Origin of the sequence: Flavobacterium nitrogenifigens, assembly GCF_003254565.1 — a bacterium.
GTDB lineage: Bacteria > Bacteroidota > Bacteroidia > Flavobacteriales > Flavobacteriaceae > Flavobacterium > Flavobacterium nitrogenifigens.
Window position 1 is genome coordinate 22878 of the sequence record NZ_QJRI01000174.1, and the last position, 20325, is coordinate 43202.

Genomic DNA, 20325 nt, shown 5'->3' on the forward strand with positions numbered 1-20325 from the left:
AGAAACATAAACAATGAATTTAACTTAGGGTTACAATCGATTATGGGTTAATAGTCCAAGAAGCAAAATACTGTTGACCAATTAATCCAGCACCAATTACTTGATAGTATTCTTTACCGCCAATGTTAGCCGCACCTAATTTTACTACCGATTTCAATTTTGGAATTCCATAATTTATCTGAGCATCAATTACTGTAGCAGATTTAATCATACCATCAGCAAAACCAGCCTGCCATAAATATTCACTATTCCATCTTCCGCTAACATTAAATCCAAAATTCTTAAACAGCTTGTCATTTCCAATTGACATTTTAATTCTATGTTTTGGCGTATTAAATCCAGCCTCAAAACTTGGATCTTTTGCTTGATCAAAATCAAACTGAGCATAGTTGTAATTTACCCCTAATTCGTAATCAGCAATTATTTTTCTAGAAAGCCCAACTCCAAATCCTAATGAATGTATTTCTACATCTGAATTTGTATACAACTGATACGCTCTATATTCTCCGTTTTGAAGCGCTCTAATTGACTGAACACCTGGATCAGAAGTTCCTGCAGCAATATTAGGATTATCCTGAGCAGTTCCATAGAAAGGAGAAACTACATTTAAATTACCAATAAAGTTGTTATATATATTATAGTAACCGTTAAGATCTATCGATGTACCTTCAAAAACAGAACGATACCCAAGCTCAAAAGCTTTTACCTCTTCTGGTTTCACATAATTAGCTCTTGATTTTTTCAACAACGCAGCTGCAGCAACAGGATCTGTTCCTGCCATTGCAGAAAACGCACTTACCGAACTTGCTATATAAGAGTTCCCATAAGCATCATTTCCATTCATGACTTTTGTAGGGCTTCCCGTATACGCCTGACCTTCTGCACTAAGATTAAAAGTCTCATTAAACCTTGTTAAGTTATCGGGAGCAGAACCAAGCAATACTGCATTTCCGATATTAAAACCTATATACTGATCTTGCGTTGTTGGGTTTCTAAAACCAGTTTGAAAAGACCCTCTAAAATTATGATTTCTTTTTTCTCCTGCAGAGTACACAAGAGACAAACGTGGAGAGTAATTTCCATCGAAGTTTTTAGACTTATCATAACGAAGAGATCCTGTAAATTTCAATCTGTCATCTAAAAACTTCTTCATCAATTGCGCATATGCCCCATATTCGTTATAATTTATCTGACCATCAGCATCTGTATAGATTCTTCCATGAGAATTTAACTCATAAGCTCTAAAGGAACCGCCAACTTGAATTTCGGCAAACTTAATTATATCTCTAAAATTGTAGTTTGCATCTGAATGATACATTTTTGAATTATCGACTAATCTTGATCCAGTTAAAACATCTGGATCATTTACAACCTGATTAAACGCATTTTTAAACTCTGTTGTACCCGGTAAAAAACGACCTGTATCAGCCGTAGATCTTGCAGCCGCATGAGCTTGATCTGGTGTCATCCCCGCTAAAGTTCCTTGAATAAATGCTCCTGCGTACTGACCAAACCAAGTATTATCGTCTTTCCATTTTCTATTTACGTTAATTCCTGTAAAAATCATATCATAAGAGTGACCTCCGTCCTCACCAGTCATATATCCTCTCAAAAAGAAATTTTTACCTTTAAATTCTAATTTATGCTGTTGCATAAAAAAATCATTCAAATAATATCTATTTGCCCCTTGATAAACAGCGTTTCCTGTACCAAATTTACTCTGCCAGATAATCTCCAATCTTTCATCCCCAAAAGGCCTTCCGTGCAAAGAGAAATCAACCTTCTTATTTGCTGCTTTATTATCTGTTAAATCAATTTCATTATATCCCGTTCTGCTAACCATAGAATTTGGCAAAAGGTTAGATGCTCCCGCAGGAATGAGTCCCATTGCCTCTAACTTTTGACCAACACCTTTAATATTTGTTGCAGCTTCATCACCATAAACATTGATTCCATCATAACTAGGATTTGTTCTATCAATTCCTGCCCTTGTTTTATCATCATAATTTGTAGCATACCAATCCGTAGCCTGCATGTAGGTAAAGTTTGCTTTAACAGCAAAATATTTATTAAAAGCATGAGCTAATCGAATACCAAAATCATAAAAACTATTTGTGCCAGCCGCCTCTTGTGAAGTTGCACCATACTTAAAATAAGTCGAAATCCCTTGATTTGTAAATGGACTTTTACTAGTCATAAACAAAATCCCATTAAAAGCATTGGCTCCATATAAAGCAGAGGATGCTCCAGGAAGCAACTCCACACTTTGAACATCAATTTCTGACACTCCAATCATGTTTCCTAAGACAAAGTTCAACAACGGAGACGCATTATCCATTCCATCTACTAACTGCATGAAACGAGTATTTGCAACCGTAGCAAATCCTCTCGTGTTAATTGACTTAAACGACATACTACTCGTATTCATCTGAACCTCTTTCATATTTTCTAAACCATCGTAAAACGAAGGAGAAGCCGTTTTCTTAATTTCCTGAATCCCCATTCTTTCAATGGTCACAGGAGATTCCAAAACTCTTTCTGGCGTTCTTGATGCCGAAACTACAATTTCATCTAATTTTGTTTCTTCACCTTTTAAAACCACATTTACTTTTTGATTTGCCGTCGTTATGCTTATCGTTTTAGACTCAAATCCTACTGCAGAAACCTTTACAGAAAAAGGCAGTTTAGCATTAGTAGTCAATTTAAACGATCCGTCAAAATCTGTAGAAGCACCAGTGTTTTCTCCTACCACAACAATATTGGCACCAGGAATAGATTGCTTGTTACTGTCTGTAACCGAACCTGTAATTGTATTCTGCGCAAAAGATACTCCGCTGAATAACAACATAATTAGCAAGTAGACTCTCATTAGGGTTAGTTTTTTTGTTAGTATATCTAGCCAAAATACACAAATATTTTAATATGTATAAAAAAACGTTAAATAAAATTGATATTTATCATGATTTTATACAATATTTTAACTATTTCCTAATTCATTTTATTAAAATAAAAACAAAGAAAACCTAAAGAAAAATCAGTTTACTATGCATACATATAAATTTTTATTAAAAAACTGAAAAATTCATAAAAATACATACATCCAAAAAAATTTTTGACAATAAAAAAAAGCGAGACCTAAATCTCGCTTTTTTAACATATTTTATACTTAAATAAAATCTATTCCACTGTAACCGACTTCGCTAAGTTACGAGGTTGGTCAACATTACAACCTCTCATAACTGCAATGTAGTAGGAAAGTAATTGTAACGGAATTGTTGTAACTAATGGAGACAATGCATCTGAAGTTTCTGGAATTTCGATTACATAATCTGCCAATTCACGAACTTGAGTATCTCCTTTTGTAACTACAGCAATAATTTTACCGCTTCTTGATTTAATTTCCTGAATATTACTTACAATCTTATCGTAATGCCCTTGTTTTGGAGCAATAACAATAACTGGCATTAATTCGTCAATTAAAGCAATTGGACCGTGCTTCATTTCTGCTGCTGGATAACCTTCTGCGTGGATATATGAAATCTCTTTTAATTTCAATGCTCCTTCTAAAGCAACTGGGAAATTATATCCTCTACCTAAATAAAGACAGTTTGGCGAATCTTTAAAAGCGGCGGCAATTTCTTTTGCTTTATCATTTGTTTCTAAAGCTTCAGATACTTTCTCAGGAATAATCTCTAATTCCTGAAGATACGTATGGAAATCTGTATTTGATAATGTTCCTTTCGCTTTTCCTAAACGCAAAGCAATCATCGTTAAAACCGTAATTTGAGTAGTAAATGCTTTTGTAGAAGCTACTCCGATTTCTGGTCCTGCGTGTGTATAAGCACCCGCATGGCTTTCTCTAGAGATAGACGAACCTACTACATTACAAACTCCAAATACAAATGCTCCGTTTTCTTTAGCCAATTTAATAGCAGCCATAGTATCTGCAGTTTCACCCGATTGTGAAATTGCAATAACTACATCATCTTTATTGATAATTGGGTTTCTGTATCTAAATTCAGAAGCATATTCTACTTCAACAGGAATACGTGTAAATTCCTCGAAGATGTATTCTGCCACTAAACCTGCATGCCAAGAAGTTCCGCACGCTACGATAAGGATACGTTTTGCATTTAAGAATTTCTCCAAGTTATCTTCAACACCAGCCATCTGAACAATTCCTTCATTTGCATGAAGTCTTCCTCTGTAAGTATCTTTAATAACACTTGGCTGCTCGTAGATTTCTTTTAGCATGAAATGATCATACCCTCCTTTTTCAATCTGCTCCAAGTTCATTTGAAGTTCTTGAATATAAGGATCTACTAACGAGTCATCTTGGATTTTTCTAATTTTAATTGGCTTATGCAATCTGATATTTGCCATTTCACCATCTTCCAAATAAACCGCATTTGAAGTATATTCAATAAATGGTGAAGCATCAGAAGCTACAAAATATTCTCCTTCTCCAACTCCAATTGCCAACGGACTTCCTAATCTCGCCGCCACAAGTTCGTTTGGATTTTTTTTATCAAAAACAGCAATTGCATATGCACCAACAACTTGGTTTAATGCAATCTGAACCGCTTTACCTAATTTAATATTTTCTTTCTTTTGAACTTCTTCTATTAAATTAACTAAAACCTCAGTATCTGTATCCGATTTAAAAGTATAACCTCTTTTGATAAGCTCCTCTTTTAAAGGCGCATAATTCTCTATAATTCCGTTATGAATGATCACTAAATCTCCAGAATTAGAAAGATGAGGATGCGAGTTCACGTCATTAGGAACTCCGTGAGTTGCCCAACGTGTGTGTCCAATTCCAATAGTTCCGTTTACTGTAAAACCCTCGTTGGCTTTAGCCTCAAGATCAGAAACTTTACCTTTTGTTTTACAAACTTTAATACCTGCCTCTTCGTCATACAACATAACGCCGGCACTATCATATCCTCTGTACTCAAGACGCTTTAATCCTTTTATTACAATAGGATAGGCCTCTCGGTGACCGATATATCCAACAATTCCACACATATATATTTATTAATTTGGTTTCGTGTAGTATACTTCGAGTTTCAGTCTTTTCTTTTCTTGTTCTGAATCAGGTGAACCACCTTTTTTTCCTCCAAATAAGACTGTACCCAAAGGATTCATAACTGATGTTCTTGGAGCCACAGAAAAATATTCAATTGGATCATCATTAATTTGAATTTTGTTCTCCAACGCATTAAATGTAAGTGTTGTAGCACTTTGTGAAACAACCAGTCCTAAATCAACATTTTTAGCCGTTGCATCCTTAATTAAATTACGGAAATGGCTTGTGATTCTAATTTTATAACTCTTGCCTCTTTTATCTGAACCTACCGTAATCAAACCTCCATAAGCAGAAGAAGGATCACTAGAATAATCTGCCAAAACAGTATTGTCTGTAAAATTATACAAATACACTCTATTTGGCTCTTCTGTACCTGTCATTTTAGTGGCATCAATATAGAATACTAAGTTAGCTTCGTTAACTTTCCAGTTTTTGTTAGCCACATTATATCTAATTTCATCTAATTCATCAGGAACCTTATTTGACGCATTTACTACATTACCTTTTTCATCATACCCCATTACATCTGTCTGATTAAAAAGCTTTATAATAGCTAAAGATCCTTGACCGCCTTTTAGATAAAGTTTTTCATCTCCAACAATTTTATTAACGTTAGTAGTTATAGCACTTTCGTACTCAGGATTTCGTGCATCAGCCAGAAAATTAGCTGTATTTGATGTTGCCGCCGAAGCACCTTTTAAATTCAATACGATTTTCTTACTCTCTACATCTGATGTAGCCTCTGTTTTGGCTTTGTAAAAAATTGTAATTTTACCTTCGCTAAAATTTATTAGAGCCATGTTGCTTGGACTAGAACCCGATTTTTCAACATTAAAATATAGACCTCTAAAATACTCTTGAAAAACATCTTCTGCCGAAAGTTTAGAAGCATCTGCTTTTAAAATTTTATCTTGAAAAAATTCTTTTTTAAGATGTAGTGTCATCTGAGGTTTTTTTCTTTCTGTCGTTACAGTTTTATCAGCATTAGTCGTTTTTATTACAACTTCTTTTGCATTAAAATAAAACTCATCATTCTCTAAAGCGCCACCATTATTTAATCTTTCCCCCTCTTTTTCGTTGAAAAATTCAGTGTTTTGATTTGTATAATAAAACTGAGGCAGCTGAGAACCATTATTAAAATAACTACTCCTCATCTGAATTCCGGACTCATAAACACTTAGTTTTAGTTTTCCGTTTTTATCACCGTAAATAGAATCTAACTCATACGTATTGTTCCCATCTTTATCAGTAGCAGTAACATGGCTGAAATAAGGAATCTCTATTTTAACACTATCAATAACTGGAGTTAATCCAATAGTTGGAGGATATGACTCTAACCCAACCTGAGTTACAAAATTTGCAGTTGTAGTCCCAAAAAGCGGATTATCAAAAATACCTAACGCATTTGGTGTCATATTATTTGACTGAACAGAGGTAACTTCTTGATTAAAAGCTATAACATCATATTTTTCAGACTCAAGTCCAAAGTGATCATCACCAACTAAACCATCACCAATCGCATTGAAATCTTTGTCACAAGAATATAAAAATACAGCCAATACAGCTAAAAGAGATTTCTTAAAAAAAGAAGTTTTATACATGTCTAATAATAAAATTAAAATTTAAAGTCCAAATGTTCTGTAGAAATTTGTATAAGCATCAGCAAACGCATCTTTCGTGGCGAAAGGTAAAAAAGGTTTTCCTGAAGATTCTATAAATTTTGTTAAACTTGGAGAAACATTTTCTGACGCAATAATTACTCCATCTGAATGTAAGATGCTAGCTTTTAAAACATTCTCGTAATTTGGAGTTTCTAAATCTGACACAGCCTCATGAGGAACACCGTCAAATTTAACTTTATTGATCATCTCTAAATCTAGATTTTCATCAAACGATTGTCCGTAAACAGAAGTAATAATTTTAGTTTCAGAAAACAATGCTTCATGTTTATAATAATGCTTCATATAAATTGGAAGCATAGCTGCAAGCCAGCCATGAACATGAATAATATCTGGAACCCAGTTTAGTTTTTTTACAGTCTCAACAACACCTTTTGCAAAGAAAATGGCTCTTTCGTCATTATCAGGATATAAAGCGCCCTCTTCATCTGTAAAAGTTGCTTTACGTTTGAAGTATTCATCATTATCGATAAAATAAACCTGGATTCTTTCTTTCGGAATAGATGCTACTTTAATAATCAATGGCATGTCTAAGTCATTCACTACCAAATTCATCCCTGAAAGTCTAATCACTTCATGCAATTGGTGTCTTCTCTCATTGATATTCCCATATCTTGGCATGAAAATTCTTATCTGACCGCCTTGGTCATTAATCATTTTCGGAACGTCATAAGACATTAAAGAAACCTCATTTTCAGCCAAATAAGGCACGACTTCAGATGATACGTATAATATCCTCTTATCTTTCATAATAGTATTTTACTTAATTTTGGTAATAAAAACGTCGCAAAATTACAAAATTTTATGCAGTTTATAACTAATATATTATGTTTGCATAAATTTTAATAATACCTCAATGCATATTTTCTACAGTAAAGCAGCGTTGATAGCCTATCTTAAAACTATCAAAACCGCAAATTCAACTATCGGATTTGTACCTACAATGGGCGCTTTACACCAAGGACATTTGGCTTTAATGCAGCGTTCTCTAAAAGAAAACGACGACACAGTAGTGAGCATTTTTGTTAATCCAACACAATTTAACAACCCAGAAGATTTAGCAAAATATCCTAGGACACTAGAAGAAGATGTTAAGAAAATGCGTACATTAAGTGATAAAATTATTTTATACGCTCCTTCAGTTGAAGATATTTATGAAGGAAATACTGTTTCGCAAGCTTTTGATTTCGACGGATTAGAAAACCAGATGGAAGGAAAATTCCGCCCTGGCCATTTTAATGGCGTTGGAACAATCGTTAAAAGGCTATTCGAAATCGTAACTCCAACAAATGCTTATTTTGGAGAAAAAGATTTTCAGCAGCTTCAAATTGTCAAAAAATTAGTTGAAAAAACAGAATTACCTGTAAACATTGTAGGATGCCCAATTTTTAGGGAAGAAAATCAGCTGGCAATGAGTTCACGAAATGAACGTTTGACGGCAGAGGAAAGAAAGGACGCTTCAATTATTTACAAAACCTTAACTGAGGCAAAAGAGATTTTCCAAAATCATAGTCCGCAAGAAACAATCGAATTTGTAGAAAATTCTTTCAAAGACAACAAAGAGTTCGAACTCGAGTATTTTGTTATTGCTGACGAATCTACACTTTTATCTATCGATCAGAAAGAGAATGACAAAAAATACCGAGCATTTATAGCAGTATTTGTTAATTCTATAAGACTGATAGACACCATTTCATTAAATTAATCTAACTTTGCATCATGCAAATTCAAGTTATAAAATCAAAAATTCATCGTGTTAAAGTAACCGGTGCCGATTTAAATTATATTGGCAGCATTACTATTGATGAAACTTTACTAGAAGCTTCAAACATTATTGAAGGCGAAAAAGTATCTATTGTGAACATTAATAATGGCGAACGTTTTGAAACTTACGCTATTAAAGGCGAAAAAAATTCAGGTGAAATTACTTTGAATGGTCCAGCTGCAAGAAAAGTTCAGAAAGATGACATCATCATCATCATTTCTTATGCAACTTTGGATTTTGAAGAAGCGAAAACTTTCAAACCTTGGATTATTTTCCCTAACGAAAATGATAATTCGCTAACCTAATCAATTCTTTCTTTTTTAAGAATTTACTTTCTTTGTCAAAAGCCATTTTTGAACAAAGAATCCTTCTTTTGTCTCAATCCAAAATGATTTTGACGCTAAAACATTGCGCTTCAATTTTTTCCCCATTTAAGAACGAAGCAAATAAAATAGTATATTGCTACACTATTTTCAATACTTTTTAATTTACTGAAATGCCACAAATCATGAAAAAAGTTTACCTACTGACACTTTTGATTTCGTTCTCGTCGTTTGCCCAAAAAACGTTCGATAATATTAAATCAGAAAAACTGGGAGAAGAGCGCAGAATTACAATCGGACTTCCTGCTTCTTATGAAGCAAACAAAGACAAAAAATACCCTGTTCTTTATTTATTGGATGGAGATTACTTATTTGATCCGTTTTCTGGAGCTGTAAGTTATGGAACTTATTGGGATGATATTCCAGAAATGATTATCATCGGAATTCATCAAAACAAAGATGAAGAACGCTACGATGATACAACAATTGATCAAAACGAAGGTCTTCCTTTTGAAAAAGGAGCAAAATTTTTCGAATTTATCGGAGCAGAATTAATTCCTTATATCGAAAAAAAATATCGCACCTCGCCTTTCAGACTTATTGCAGGTCATGATGTAACAGCAAGTTTTGCTAATTTTTATTTGTATAAAGAAATTCCGCTTTTTAATGCATATATCTGCTTAAGCCCAGAGCTTGCTCCAAAAATGGAAGTGCGTATTGCTGAAAAGTTTGCCAAAATAAAAAGTCCAATATTCTATTACCTTTCTGCAGGAGAAGGCGATATTAAAAAAATTAAAGAGCCAATAGATAAATTAAACAGCAATATTAAAATTGCTAATAATCCGTTAGTGAATTATAAATATGATGTTTTCAAAGGTGCAACACATTACACAGAAGTATTGCATTCTATTCCAAGTGCATTGTACCAGATTTTTGAAATATACCGTCCTATCAATTCTGCCGAATACAACGACAAAATTGCGGTTCTTCAAGAAGGTTATGCAGAATATTTAGAAAAAAAATATGCTACAATGTCTGAAGCTTTAGGAGTTCAAATTCCTGTTCGAATGAGCGATTTTAAAGTAGTAGAAAATCTTATTTTAAAAAGAAATGCCTATAGCGAACTAGGAAAAATGGCTGAAATAGGAAATGTAAATTACCCAAAAGCCATGTTGGGAGAATATGAATTAGGATTAATGTATGAAAAACAAGGTGATCCTAAACACGCTTCGAAAAAATACCAAAACGCTTCGCAAATGGAGCCAATTGGCGATTTGAACAAAGACTTGATGTATGAGAAAATTGACGAAATGAATACACTTGCTAAAAAAAGTAAATAATGTCAAAAGTTAAAACTTCCTTTTTCTGCCAAAACTGCGGAACCCAATATGCCAAATGGCAAGGGCAATGCAACGCATGCAAAGAATGGAATACGATTGCCGAAGAAATTATCCAGAAACAGGATAAAGTGGCTTGGAAAAGCGAACCTACTCCAACAAGCAAAGCACCAAAACCTTTAAAAATTAACGAGATCGATTCTACCCAGGAGGTCCGAATGGACACTACCGATGGCGAATTGAATCGTGTTTTGGGTGGCGGACTTGTCCCTGGATCTTTAACGCTTTTAGGCGGTGAACCCGGCATCGGAAAAAGTACACTTTTACTTCAAGTTTCTCTAAAACTACCTTATAAAACTTTATATGTTTCTGGAGAAGAAAGTCAGAAACAGATCAAAATGCGTGCGGAAAGAATTACGCCAAATAGCGATAACTGCTATATTCTTACCGAAACCAAAACGCAAAATATTTTTAAACAGATTGAAACCATTCAGCCTGAAGTAGTCATAATTGACTCCATTCAGACTTTGCATACTGATTATATCGAATCGACCGCAGGAAGTATTTCCCAAATTCGTGAGACCACTGCAGAATTGATCAAATTTGCCAAAGAAAGCAATATCCCGGTAATATTAATTGGGCACATTACCAAAGACGGAAATATCGCAGGACCAAAAATTTTGGAACATATGGTTGACACCGTTCTTCAGTTTGAAGGCGACAGAAATCATATTTATAGAATTTTACGTTCACTAAAAAACCGTTTTGGTTCTACTTCTGAACTTGGTATTTACGAAATGCTCGGAAGCGGATTACGAGAAGTGAGTAATCCTTCTGAAATTCTGATTTCACATAAAGACGAAGAATTATCTGGAACTGCAATTGCCACAACTTTAGAAGGCATGCGTCCGTTGATGATCGAAATACAATCTTTGGTCAGCACGGCCGTTTACGGAACGCCACAGCGAAGCACAACAGGTTATAACGCCAAAAGGCTAAATATGATTCTAGCTGTTTTAGAAAAAAGAGCTGGATTTCGTTTAGGCGCAAAAGACGTTTTCTTGAATGTCACGGGAGGAATTTCTGTTGATGATCCAGCAATTGACTTGGCTGTTGTTGCCGCGATTTTATCTTCTAACGAAGATATTCCAGTTGGAAAAGGATTCTGTTTTGCTGGCGAAGTTGGACTTTCTGGCGAAATTCGTCCTGTTAATCGAGTGGATCAGCGTATTCAAGAGGCTGAAAAACTAGGTTTCGATACCATTTTTGTTTCCAAATACAACAAAATTGCTTTAAAGAATACAGGAATTAAGATTGAACTTGTTGCAAAAATTGAAGATGTTGCAAGTATACTTTTTGGTTAATTTTTTCTTTTGCCACGAATTACACAAATTAAACACGAATTTTATTTTAATTTTAAAATCTGAATTTATACGTTTTAGTTTATCTAAAATTAATTCGCGTAATTCGTGGCAAAAAAAACAATACTACGTTTCAAAAATTTCTAAATTCTTTTGAAAACCAACTTTATGAATTTTCCAAAACAAAAAATATACAAGGCATTAAAAATACTAGGAATAGTAATTTTAGTGCTTTGCATCGGACTGTATTATTTTCGTAATTCACTTTTAAAACAGGCCATTGCAAAAGTTACCCATAAAATGGCTGTTCAGTACAACAGTAATTTTTCTGTTGAATCGGCTTCATTTGATGGTTTATCGACTATAAAATTGACAGATGTTGTTTTAGCTCCAATAAATGCTGACACACTTGTCAAAATAAAGAATGTAGAAACCAGCATCAGTTTAAGTAATTTACTTATTGGAGATGTTCAGCTTGGAACTTTAAAAGTTGATAACGGCTACATTCAATTAGTCAAAAAAGGTAAAAAACGAAATTTTGATGCCTTTTTAAAAAGAGACAAAGAAGAAACAGAATCGAACGAAAAACGTAAATATGCTTCATTTGCTTACAGAATCATTTCAAAAGTCCTGAATTTGGTTCCAACCGATATGGATTTGAAAAACTTCAAATTCAAAATCGACGACAACGGAAAACAAACCAATATCGCGGTAGATAAATTAGTTTTAAGCAACAAACAGCTCGAGACCAATCTTCATGTCCAAGCCAAAGATTTTGATCAGCGCTGGAACATCAAAGGATTTGCTGATCCGAGAAATAAAAAAGCAGATATTCGTTTTTTCAATTTAGATACTGGCGCGATTCGCGTTCCGTATTTAGATGAGCGTTATAACTTAAAAGCAAGTTTTGATTCCATTCGATTGAATGTTCAAAACATTGATAAAAGTGGAAGCGAACTACATATTGACGGTTATACTTCTATCACAAATCTTAAAATCAATCACCCAAAAATCGCGAGCAAAGATGTGGTTATAAAAAATGCTCGTTTTGATTATCGATTCTTATTGGGCGATAGTTTCATTTCTATTGACAGCAGTTCGACAATGCAGTTGAATAAAATCAAAGTTCGCCCTTATATTTCTTATGACACCGAAAAAGATACAGTTTATACTTTGAAAGTTGATATTCCGAAAATGAAAGCGCAGGATTTTATCGTTTCGCTTCCTGATGGATTATTTACGCATTTTCAAGGAATGCAGGCAACTGGAAATTTTGATTATAAACTAGATTTCAAATTCAATAAAAACAAACCAAATACACTTGTTTTTGACAGTAAGCTGAATAAAGAAGATTTACGAATTACCAAATACGGAGAAGCCGATTTAAATAAACTAAACGGCGAATTTGTGTATCGCGCCATTATTCAGAATGTATTGCAAAGACCAGTTTTGGTTGGAAATGCAAACCCGAATTACACACCTTTAGATCAAATTTCTCCTTATTTGAGAAAATGCGTTCTAACGACCGAAGATCCATCTTTCTTCTCTCATCACGGATTCATCAATGAAGCTTTCAAACAATCGATTCTAAAGAATATCAGAACGAAAAAATTCTCGCGCGGTGCTAGTACAATTAGTATGCAACTAATTAAAAACGTTTTCTTGACTAGAGAAAAAACGCTTTCGCGAAAGCTGGAAGAAATTCTACTAGTTTACATTTTAGAAAACAACCGAATTGTAAGCAAAGAAAGAATGCTTGAAGTCTATTTCAATATTATTGAATGGGGACCAAATGTTTATGGAATTGGAGAAGCAAGCCATTTTTACTTCCAAAAAAGCCCTTCAGCTTTAAATGTTGATGAATGTTTGTACTTGGCAACGATTATCCCGAAACCAAGAAAATTCATGTATCAATTTAATGATGAAGGCAATTTGAAAGATTACGCCATCAAGAACCAGAAATTCTTGAAGAATCTAATGTTTAGAAGAGGTCTTTTAGTTCCTGAAGATACGATCGGAATATTACCAGTTTACATTTCAGGAAATGCGCGTTCTTTAATCAAAATTAAAGTTCCAGATTCTACAGCAGTCAAAACTGATTCTTTGGCTGTTGATGACGAATTTGATTTATAGTTGTTTTTGCCACGCTAAGACACGAAGTTTTTTTGTTTTTAATCTCGCAAAGACGCAGAGTCGCAAAGTTTAATACTTTTAAATTCAATAGCATCCAGCTTTAGCTGGATGAAAATATAAACCCAGATCAAAGGGCTTTAGCCAAACTTTACTAGTTTGGCTAAAGCCCTTTTCTATTTCAATCATATTCCCCTAGCTTAAGCTGGGGGCTATTCAAAAAACTTTGCGACTCTGCGTCTTTGCGAGATTAAAAAACTTCGTGCCTTAGCGCCTTCGTGGCAAAAAAACTTAAGGAGCAGGATCTGGAATTATAGCCTGAACCGCATCAATTTCTGCTAAGATCTGTTTAGAAAGAACCACATCAATTGTGTCGATATTTTCTTTTAATTGTTCCAAAGTCGTTGCTCCGATAATAGAGCTTGTCAAAAATGGCTGTTGCAATACAAATCCCATTGCCAATTGCGTTAGCGTTAAACCATGTTTTTTGGCGATTTCCTGATACAATTTTGTTGCTTCGGTACATTGATCGCTATTGTAACGTTTATATTGCGGGAAAAGATTAATTCTCGCTTTCGGGTGACTTTCTCCAGTTAAGAATTTTCCAGTCAAAACTCCAAAAGCTAAAGGCGAATATCCTAATAAACCAACATTTTCATATTTTGAAACTTCTGCAGAATTTACTTCAAACAAACGGTTCAACAAAGAATACGGATTTTGAACGGTTTTGATTCTTGGCAGATTATTGTATTTACTTTCTTCCAAAAGACGCATCATCCCCCAAGCATTTTCATTTGAGACCCCAATATGTTTGATTTTACCTTCTTTGATTAATCCGTCGAAAGTTTCTAATATTTCTCTGAAATTATCTTCCCAAACATCATCATGTCCGTGAAAAGCACGTGTTCCAAAATTATTGGTTTTCCTTTCTGGCCAGTGCATTTGATACAAATCAATATAATCTGTCTGAAGTCTTTTTAAACTATTTTCAACCGCATATTTAATACTTGTTGGAGAAAAATCCAATTTCTCACGCATATAACCAAAATTTGGGTTTGGACCTGCAATTTTAGAAGCCAAAATCACTTTATCACGGTTTCCAGATTTCTTAAACCAAGTCCCTATAATTTTTTCTGTGCTTCCGTAAGTCGCTTCACTTGCTGGAACTGAATACATTTCGGCTGTATCAAAGAAATTTACGCCTCTTTCAAGAGCATAATCCATTTGAGCATGGCCTTCTGCTTCTGTATTCTGCTGCCCAAAAGTCATCGTTCCAAGGCATATTTTACTAACTTTTATATCGGTGTTGGGTAATGTTGTGTATTTCATTCTTTTGAGATTCTAAGGTTCTAAGTGGCTAAGATTCTAAGTTTTTTTTCTTTTTAAATATAAGTTTCAAAGATACAAACGGATTTCTCAAATCTAAAAACGAGAAAGGTTAAAAAAAGTACAAGATTTATTTTGAGATGCTAAGATCCTAAGGGACTAAGATGCTAACTTTAGATTCCAATTAATAAAAAAGGCTCAAAGTAAAACTTTGAACCTTTTTAAAACCTTAGTACCTTAGTATCTCAGAACCTTAGCATCTTAATTAATACTATTAAGCATCTCCGCAATCTCATCTAATCTTGGAGTCAAGATAATTTCGATTCTACGGTTTTTTGCTTTTCCTTCTGGAGTTGCGTTGCTAGCTAGCGGAGAAAATTCGCTTCTTCCTGCTGCCGTTAATTTTTGTTTATTGATTTTTGGGTTTTCGCTTAAAATCGCTACGATTGCTGTTGCTCTTTTTGTCGATAAATCCCAGTTGTTTGCAATTGGCCCAGAACCCGCATACGGATCGTCGTCTGTATGTCCTTCAATTAAAACTGAAAGATCTGGATTATCGCCTAAAACTTTTCCAAGTTCTACAACCGCTTTTCTACCTTCTGTTCCAACAGCCCAGCTTCCTGAATTGAAAAGCAATTTATTTTCCATAGAAACATATACTTTTCCGTTTTTCTGTTCCACCGTTAAACCTTTACCTTCAAAACCATTTAAGGCTTTTGATAACGTTTCTTTCAGTTTACGCATTGATTCCTCTTTGGCCGCAATCATGTCTTCCAATTCTTTCAAACGATTTGCTGTTTTATCCAAACGAGCTTGTTCGTCTGCAAGAGCTTTACCTTTTGCTTCTAATTGCGCTAACAGTTCACGGTTCTTAGCCATGTTTTTCTCTAACGCATCATTGCTGTTTTTCTCCAATGCATTATAAGAATCCTGAAGCACTTTATATTTCTTTTGTTCCGCAGCAAGATCAGCTTTTTGTTTTGCCAAATCATCATTAGCATTTGCTAAATCTTTAGTCAATTTATCACGATCGGTTTCCAACTGATTCTTCGCTTTCTTTAAACTTTCGTTTTCATCAGCGATAGAACGGTTTTCTTTTTTTAAATCTGAATACTTTGTTTCCAGATCATTATAAATTTTCTTAGAAACACATGACGTTGTGGACAAGGCTAATGCCAGCAATCCGATGGAGGCTTGTTTAATCATCTTACTTTAATTGTTTTTTATTTTAGGCGTTTAAAATCTCACAATTTCAAAATTCAAAATCAATTTTTGAATTTAAACCACCTTTCTCTCAACAAGAACAATACCAAAAATTAGTCAATTTCTACTAAAATCGGGCAATGATCTGAATGCATAGCATCTGGAAGTATAACAGCTCTTTTTAATCTGTCTTCTAACACATTACTAACCAAATTATAATCGATACGCCAACCTTTGTTATTTCCTCTTGCTCCCGCGCGGTAACTCCACCAAGAATAATGGTGCGGTTCTTTATTAAAATGACGGAAACTGTCAATAAAACCAGATTTCATAAATGCATCCAACCAAGCGCGTTCTGCAGGAAGAAATCCAGAAACGGTTTTATTACGAACTGGATCGTGAATATCAATCGCTTCGTGACAGATATTATAATCTCCGCAGATAATCAGATTCGGAACCGTAAGTTTCAATTCATTAATATAATTCTGAAAATCATCCATGAACATGAATTTGTGATCCAGCCTTTCAATATTTGTTCCAGACGGAAGATATAAACTCATTACCGAAACATCATCAAAATCTGCACGAAGATTTCTTCCTTCAAAATCCATATGATGAATTCCTGTTCCGTAAACAATATTGTTTGGCTTTGTTTTAGAAAGAATCGCCACTCCGCTGTATCCTTTTTTGGTTGCTGGATAGTAATATTGAAACGGATAACCAGCTGCTGTAATATCATCTACTGGAATTTGATCTTGTGTCGCTTTTATTTCCTGAAGGCATATTACATCAGGATTTGCTTGCTGTAGCCACTCGATAAACCCTTTGTTTATTGCCGCTCTAATTCCGTTTACATTATAAGAAATAATTTTCATCAGTGATTTTTTTAGGATTCCAAATGTAATAAAAAAGTGCAAAGTTTGTCTTGGAAACAGCGAAAAGTAGACTTTTTTGTTATCTTTGTTCGCTGTTCTAATAATTTAAAAGTAGTAGATGGGTTTAGTTACCGCGAAAGAAGTTGCAAAGGCAATAAATGTTGAAAAGTACGGAGTTTTCGGTACCTTTTCTGGCTGGATTCTTATGAAGGTTCTTAAGATCTCGACCCTTAATAAAATTTACGATCGTAATAAACATTTGGAAGACCTTGACTTTTTGAATGGAATTTTGGACGAAATGGAAATTAAGTTCGAAATCCCTGAAGAAGATTTAAAACGTCTGCCAAAAGATGGTGCGTATATAACCATTTCTAATCATCCGCTTGGTGGAATTGATGGAATTTTGCTTTTGAAATTGATGCTTGAAAGAGAGCCAAATTTCAAAATCATTGCCAATTTCTTGTTACATAGAATTGTTCCGATGAAAAAATACATTATGCCGGTTAATCCTTTTGAAAACCATAAGGATGCAAAATCGAGCGTAATTGGAATTAAAGAAACGTTGCGCCATTTAAGCGACGGAAAACCGTTGGGTATTTTCCCTGCTGGTGAAGTTTCGACTTATAAAGATGGCAAATTAGTAGTAGATAAGCCATGGGAAGAAGGCGCTCTTAAACTAATCAGAAAAGCTAAAGTTCCTGTAGTTCCTATTTATTTTCATGCTAAAAACAGTAAGTTATTTTACTGGCTTTCTAAGATTGACGATACCTTAAGAACTGCAAAATTACCTTCTGAGCTTTTAACGCAGAAAGACCGTGTAATTAAAGTTCGTATTGGAAAACCAATCTCTGTAAGTGAACAAAATGAAATTGAATCTTTTGAAGAATACTCAGAGTTCTTAAGAAAGAAAACCTATATGCTGGCTAATCCGTTTGAAAAAGACACCAAACTGATTGACACAGCAAGCCTTAAAATACCTAAAGCGCCTAAAAAAATTGTAACGCCTGCTAGCGAATCAAAATTGATTGATGAAGTGCAAGCATTACGTGATAGCGACAGCAGGTTTTTACAAAGCAAAAACTATGAGGTTTTCTTTGCAAGCGCAAAAGAAATCCCGAACATTTTACATGAAATAGGCCGTTTACGCGAGATTACTTTTCGTGAAGTTGGTGAAGGAACAAACGAATCTATTGACATAGACGAATACGACCAATATTATCACCATATGTTTTTATGGGATGATGAAACCAAAAAAATCGCAGGTGCATATCGTATGGGATTAGGTTCTGAAATCTATCCGAAATACGGAATAGAAGGTTTTTACCTGACTGATCTTTTCAGATTCGAGCCAGAATTGCACGATATGATGCATAAGTCGATCGAAATGGGACGTGCGTTTATCGTGAAAGAATATCAGCAAAAACCAATGCCTTTATTCTTATTGTGGAAAGGTATTATTCATACCACTTTACGTCATCCTGAACACAAATATTTAGTTGGCGGTGTAAGTATCAGCAATCAGTTTTCAGACTTCTCTAAATCGTTGATGATTGAGTTTATGAAGTCTAACTATTACGATCCGTATATTGCTCAATATATTCACCCGAAGAAAGCGTATAAAGTAAAACTGAAAGACGCCGACAAAGATTTTATCTTTGACGAAGCTGAATCTGATTTGAATAAGTTTGACAAAATCATTGACGAATTGGAACCAGGAAACTTACGTTTGCCCGTTTTAATTAAGAAATATATCAAACAAAATGCACGCGTAGTGGCTTTCAACGTTGACCCTTTATTCAACAACGCAATTGATGGTTTAATGTACATTAGAATTGCAGATATTCCTGAAAGCACAATGAAACCTGTTATAGAAGAGTTTCAAATTGAATTGGAAAAGAAATTATCTGAAAAAGAAGATTAAGTTTTCTTTTGATATATAAAAACAAAAAATCCCATTTGCTCAATTCAAGTAACTGGGATTTTTTGTTTTCTTTTAAAACCAGCCTTTATAGCCAATTTGGTACGTCTGATAAAACTCTTCATCATCTCTGGTCAAATATATGATTCCTTCAATAAGCCCAATTATACCACCAATTCCAAAGGCCAAACCTAGAAGAAGCTGAATTATTCCTTCTTTAGTATAACCTAAATAAAACTTATGAATTCCTAGATATCCTAATAAAATAGCTAGAATTCCTGCTAACACTCTTTTATTTTCCTGCCCATAACGTGGATTATTCCAATCTTCTCTCTTTGTATTTTCCATGATCTTAATTTTTTACTATTCTTAAAACTGTATTTAAACAAAAAAATCTGATTGCTACAAAATCAGATTACTAGATTTATTAAAACCAAATTGACTGATGCAAGATATCGTCAAAAGAGTTGTTTCTCACAAATAAAACCAATCTTATAAAATGATAAACACCCAGAAAAACAGCTAGTCCATAAGCCAATTTCCTGTTATATAAAAATGCCGTAAAGTATTCTTTCTTGGTAATTAATTCTGTAACCAAAACAACAATCGTTACGGCGCAAAAAGCAATAACAAAAGGACCTAAGATGTGATAAGAAATTGATTTGTATAAATCTCCTTGATAAAAATAAACTAGAGACTTTGTAATTCCGCATCCTGGACACGGAAAACCTGTCAGCATTTTAAATGGGCATAATGACTGATCTGTCTCCAGATGATCATTATGATTATGAAGCATTAAAAAAAACGGAACTATCAGTGTAATTGCTGCACCGATAATTCCGTAAATTTTACGTCTTGTTTGCGTATTATTTATATAATCTGTTGATATCACCTTGTACAATCATTGCCGCAGCAATAGGGAAAAAAAGTCCTAAAAAAATTAATAACGTAGATTGGTCTTTTTGAAGCTCACCAGTTTTCTCATATACTTTTGGCAATGCATCTTTACCTGCTAAGTAGTAAAAGTAAATATTAACTGGCATACAACAACCTGCAAAAATTGCAATTGGTTGCGAAATAACTTCTTTTTTTGCTACAGCATTAAAAACCTCAGCTACTTTAATATTCCAATAAATTAAATACAATCCGCAAGTTAAAAATCCAAATAGCAAAACCATAATAGGATCTACTTTAAATACTGGGATTTGTTCTTCAAAATTATTCGATGTTTCTTGTAATTCCATCTTCGTTTAAAAAATTTATTAATTCCTACTCTTCGGATTTTCGGCTTTCTCCAAACTTCAAAAAACGAGTCTATT

16 protein-coding genes are annotated in these 20325 nt (G+C 34.1%); 6 read left to right on the top strand and 10 right to left on the bottom strand.

What is annotated here, in order from left to right; genetic code table 11:
* Nucleotides 1-40 precede the first annotated feature (40 nt).
* From DM397_RS11155 to DM397_RS11170, 4 genes are all read right to left on the bottom strand, one after another.
* Nucleotides 41-2869, bottom strand: coding sequence for a TonB-dependent receptor domain-containing protein (locus DM397_RS11155; protein WP_111377615.1), 2829 nt, complete (start codon nucleotides 2867-2869; stop codon nucleotides 41-43).
* Between the two features lie 308 nt (nucleotides 2870-3177).
* Nucleotides 3178-5028, bottom strand: coding sequence for a glutamine--fructose-6-phosphate transaminase (isomerizing) (glmS, locus tag DM397_RS11160; RefSeq protein ID WP_111377616.1), 1851 nt, complete (start codon nucleotides 5026-5028; stop codon nucleotides 3178-3180).
* A gap of 9 nt (nucleotides 5029-5037) precedes the next feature.
* Nucleotides 5038-6690: a DUF4270 domain-containing protein gene (locus DM397_RS11165; RefSeq protein ID WP_111377617.1), complete on the bottom strand. Its 1653-nt coding sequence runs from the start codon at nucleotides 6688-6690 to the stop codon at nucleotides 5038-5040.
* Between the two features lie 21 nt (nucleotides 6691-6711).
* Nucleotides 6712-7518 carry a glycogen/starch synthase gene (locus DM397_RS11170; RefSeq protein ID WP_111377618.1) on the bottom strand — a complete coding sequence of 269 codons (807 nt, stop codon included), beginning with the start codon at nucleotides 7516-7518 and terminating at the stop codon, nucleotides 6712-6714.
* 106 nt (nucleotides 7519-7624) lie between these two features.
* On the opposite strand from DM397_RS11170, the gene panC reads away from it, so the two are divergent.
* From panC to DM397_RS11195, 5 genes are all read left to right on the top strand, one after another.
* Nucleotides 7625-8473, top strand: a complete 849-nt coding sequence (gene panC / locus DM397_RS11175) for a pantoate--beta-alanine ligase (RefSeq protein WP_111377619.1) — start codon at nucleotides 7625-7627, stop codon at nucleotides 8471-8473.
* A gap of 14 nt (nucleotides 8474-8487) precedes the next feature.
* The gene (panD, locus tag DM397_RS11180) at nucleotides 8488-8838 is read left to right on the top strand and encodes an aspartate 1-decarboxylase (RefSeq protein ID WP_008465481.1); all 351 of its coding nucleotides are present in this window, start codon (nucleotides 8488-8490) and stop codon (nucleotides 8836-8838) included.
* Between the two features lie 203 nt (nucleotides 8839-9041).
* On the top strand, nucleotides 9042-10196 hold the full coding sequence (locus DM397_RS11185) for an alpha/beta hydrolase (protein ID WP_111377620.1): 1155 nt from the start codon (nucleotides 9042-9044) through the stop codon (nucleotides 10194-10196).
* Nucleotides 10196-11557 carry a DNA repair protein RadA gene (gene radA, locus DM397_RS11190; RefSeq protein ID WP_111377621.1) on the top strand — a complete coding sequence of 454 codons (1362 nt, stop codon included), beginning with the start codon at nucleotides 10196-10198 and terminating at the stop codon, nucleotides 11555-11557. The genes DM397_RS11185 and radA overlap by 1 nt, the downstream gene beginning before the upstream one ends.
* A 165-nt stretch (nucleotides 11558-11722) precedes the next feature.
* Entirely contained in the window at nucleotides 11723-13687 is a 1965-nt protein-coding gene (locus DM397_RS11195; protein WP_111377622.1) for a transglycosylase domain-containing protein, read from the top strand.
* Between the two features lie 288 nt (nucleotides 13688-13975).
* On the opposite strand, the gene DM397_RS11200 is transcribed toward DM397_RS11195, so the two are convergent.
* The 3 genes from DM397_RS11200 to DM397_RS11210 form a co-directional block, all read right to left on the bottom strand.
* Nucleotides 13976-15013, bottom strand: coding sequence for an aldo/keto reductase (locus tag DM397_RS11200; protein WP_111377623.1), 1038 nt, complete (start codon nucleotides 15011-15013; stop codon nucleotides 13976-13978).
* Nucleotides 15014-15271: 258 nt separating this feature from the next.
* Complete coding sequence (locus tag DM397_RS11205) at nucleotides 15272-16216, bottom strand: OmpA family protein (RefSeq protein ID WP_111377624.1); 945 nt, start codon at nucleotides 16214-16216, stop codon at nucleotides 15272-15274.
* 110 nt (nucleotides 16217-16326) lie between these two features.
* The gene (locus DM397_RS11210; RefSeq protein WP_008465497.1) at nucleotides 16327-17088 is read right to left on the bottom strand and encodes an exodeoxyribonuclease III; all 762 of its coding nucleotides are present in this window, start codon (nucleotides 17086-17088) and stop codon (nucleotides 16327-16329) included.
* Nucleotides 17089-17206: 118 nt separating this feature from the next.
* On the opposite strand from DM397_RS11210, the gene DM397_RS11215 reads away from it, so the two are divergent.
* Nucleotides 17207-19009, top strand: coding sequence for a GNAT family N-acyltransferase (locus DM397_RS11215; protein ID WP_111377625.1), 1803 nt, complete (start codon nucleotides 17207-17209; stop codon nucleotides 19007-19009).
* Nucleotides 19010-19081: 72 nt separating this feature from the next.
* Here the strand turns inward: DM397_RS11215 and DM397_RS11220 are convergent, their stop codons facing one another.
* The 3 genes from DM397_RS11220 to DM397_RS11230 all read right to left on the bottom strand — a co-directional run bounded on the left by DM397_RS11220 (nucleotide 19082) and on the right by DM397_RS11230 (nucleotide 20250).
* A complete protein-coding gene (locus DM397_RS11220; RefSeq protein WP_111377626.1) occupies nucleotides 19082-19354 on the bottom strand; it encodes a TM2 domain-containing protein in 273 nt (90 codons plus the stop codon).
* A 79-nt stretch (nucleotides 19355-19433) separates the two neighbouring features.
* Nucleotides 19434-19898 carry a DUF2752 domain-containing protein gene (locus DM397_RS11225; protein WP_111377627.1) on the bottom strand — a complete coding sequence of 155 codons (465 nt, stop codon included), beginning with the start codon at nucleotides 19896-19898 and terminating at the stop codon, nucleotides 19434-19436.
* The gene (locus DM397_RS11230) at nucleotides 19873-20250 is read right to left on the bottom strand and encodes a DUF4234 domain-containing protein (RefSeq protein WP_111377628.1); all 378 of its coding nucleotides are present in this window, start codon (nucleotides 20248-20250) and stop codon (nucleotides 19873-19875) included. The genes DM397_RS11225 and DM397_RS11230 overlap by 26 nt, the downstream gene beginning before the upstream one ends.
* Nucleotides 20251-20325: the final 75 nt, after the last annotated feature.

Coding starts and splice junctions, on each gene's coding strand:
- DM397_RS11230 (WP_111377628.1), bottom strand. CDS start 20,250: ATGGAATTACAAGAAACATCGAATAATTTTGAAGAACAAATCCCAGTA.
- DM397_RS11170 (WP_111377618.1), bottom strand. CDS start 7,518: ATGAAAGATAAGAGGATATTATACGTATCATCTGAAGTCGTGCCTTAT.
- DM397_RS11205 (WP_111377624.1), bottom strand. CDS start 16,216: ATGATTAAACAAGCCTCCATCGGATTGCTGGCATTAGCCTTGTCCACA.
- panC (WP_111377619.1), top strand. CDS start 7,625: ATGCATATTTTCTACAGTAAAGCAGCGTTGATAGCCTATCTTAAAACT.
- DM397_RS11165 (WP_111377617.1), bottom strand. CDS start 6,690: ATGTATAAAACTTCTTTTTTTAAGAAATCTCTTTTAGCTGTATTGGCT.
- panD (WP_008465481.1), top strand. CDS start 8,488: ATGCAAATTCAAGTTATAAAATCAAAAATTCATCGTGTTAAAGTAACC.
- DM397_RS11185 (WP_111377620.1), top strand. CDS start 9,042: ATGAAAAAAGTTTACCTACTGACACTTTTGATTTCGTTCTCGTCGTTT.
- DM397_RS11215 (WP_111377625.1), top strand. CDS start 17,207: ATGGGTTTAGTTACCGCGAAAGAAGTTGCAAAGGCAATAAATGTTGAA.
- DM397_RS11200 (WP_111377623.1), bottom strand. CDS start 15,013: ATGAAATACACAACATTACCCAACACCGATATAAAAGTTAGTAAAATA.
- glmS (WP_111377616.1), bottom strand. CDS start 5,028: ATGTGTGGAATTGTTGGATATATCGGTCACCGAGAGGCCTATCCTATT.
- DM397_RS11155 (WP_111377615.1), bottom strand. CDS start 2,869: ATGAGAGTCTACTTGCTAATTATGTTGTTATTCAGCGGAGTATCTTTT.
- DM397_RS11210 (WP_008465497.1), bottom strand. CDS start 17,088: ATGAAAATTATTTCTTATAATGTAAACGGAATTAGAGCGGCAATAAAC.
- radA (WP_111377621.1), top strand. CDS start 10,196: ATGTCAAAAGTTAAAACTTCCTTTTTCTGCCAAAACTGCGGAACCCAA.
- DM397_RS11220 (WP_111377626.1), bottom strand. CDS start 19,354: ATGGAAAATACAAAGAGAGAAGATTGGAATAATCCACGTTATGGGCAG.
- DM397_RS11195 (WP_111377622.1), top strand. CDS start 11,723: ATGAATTTTCCAAAACAAAAAATATACAAGGCATTAAAAATACTAGGA.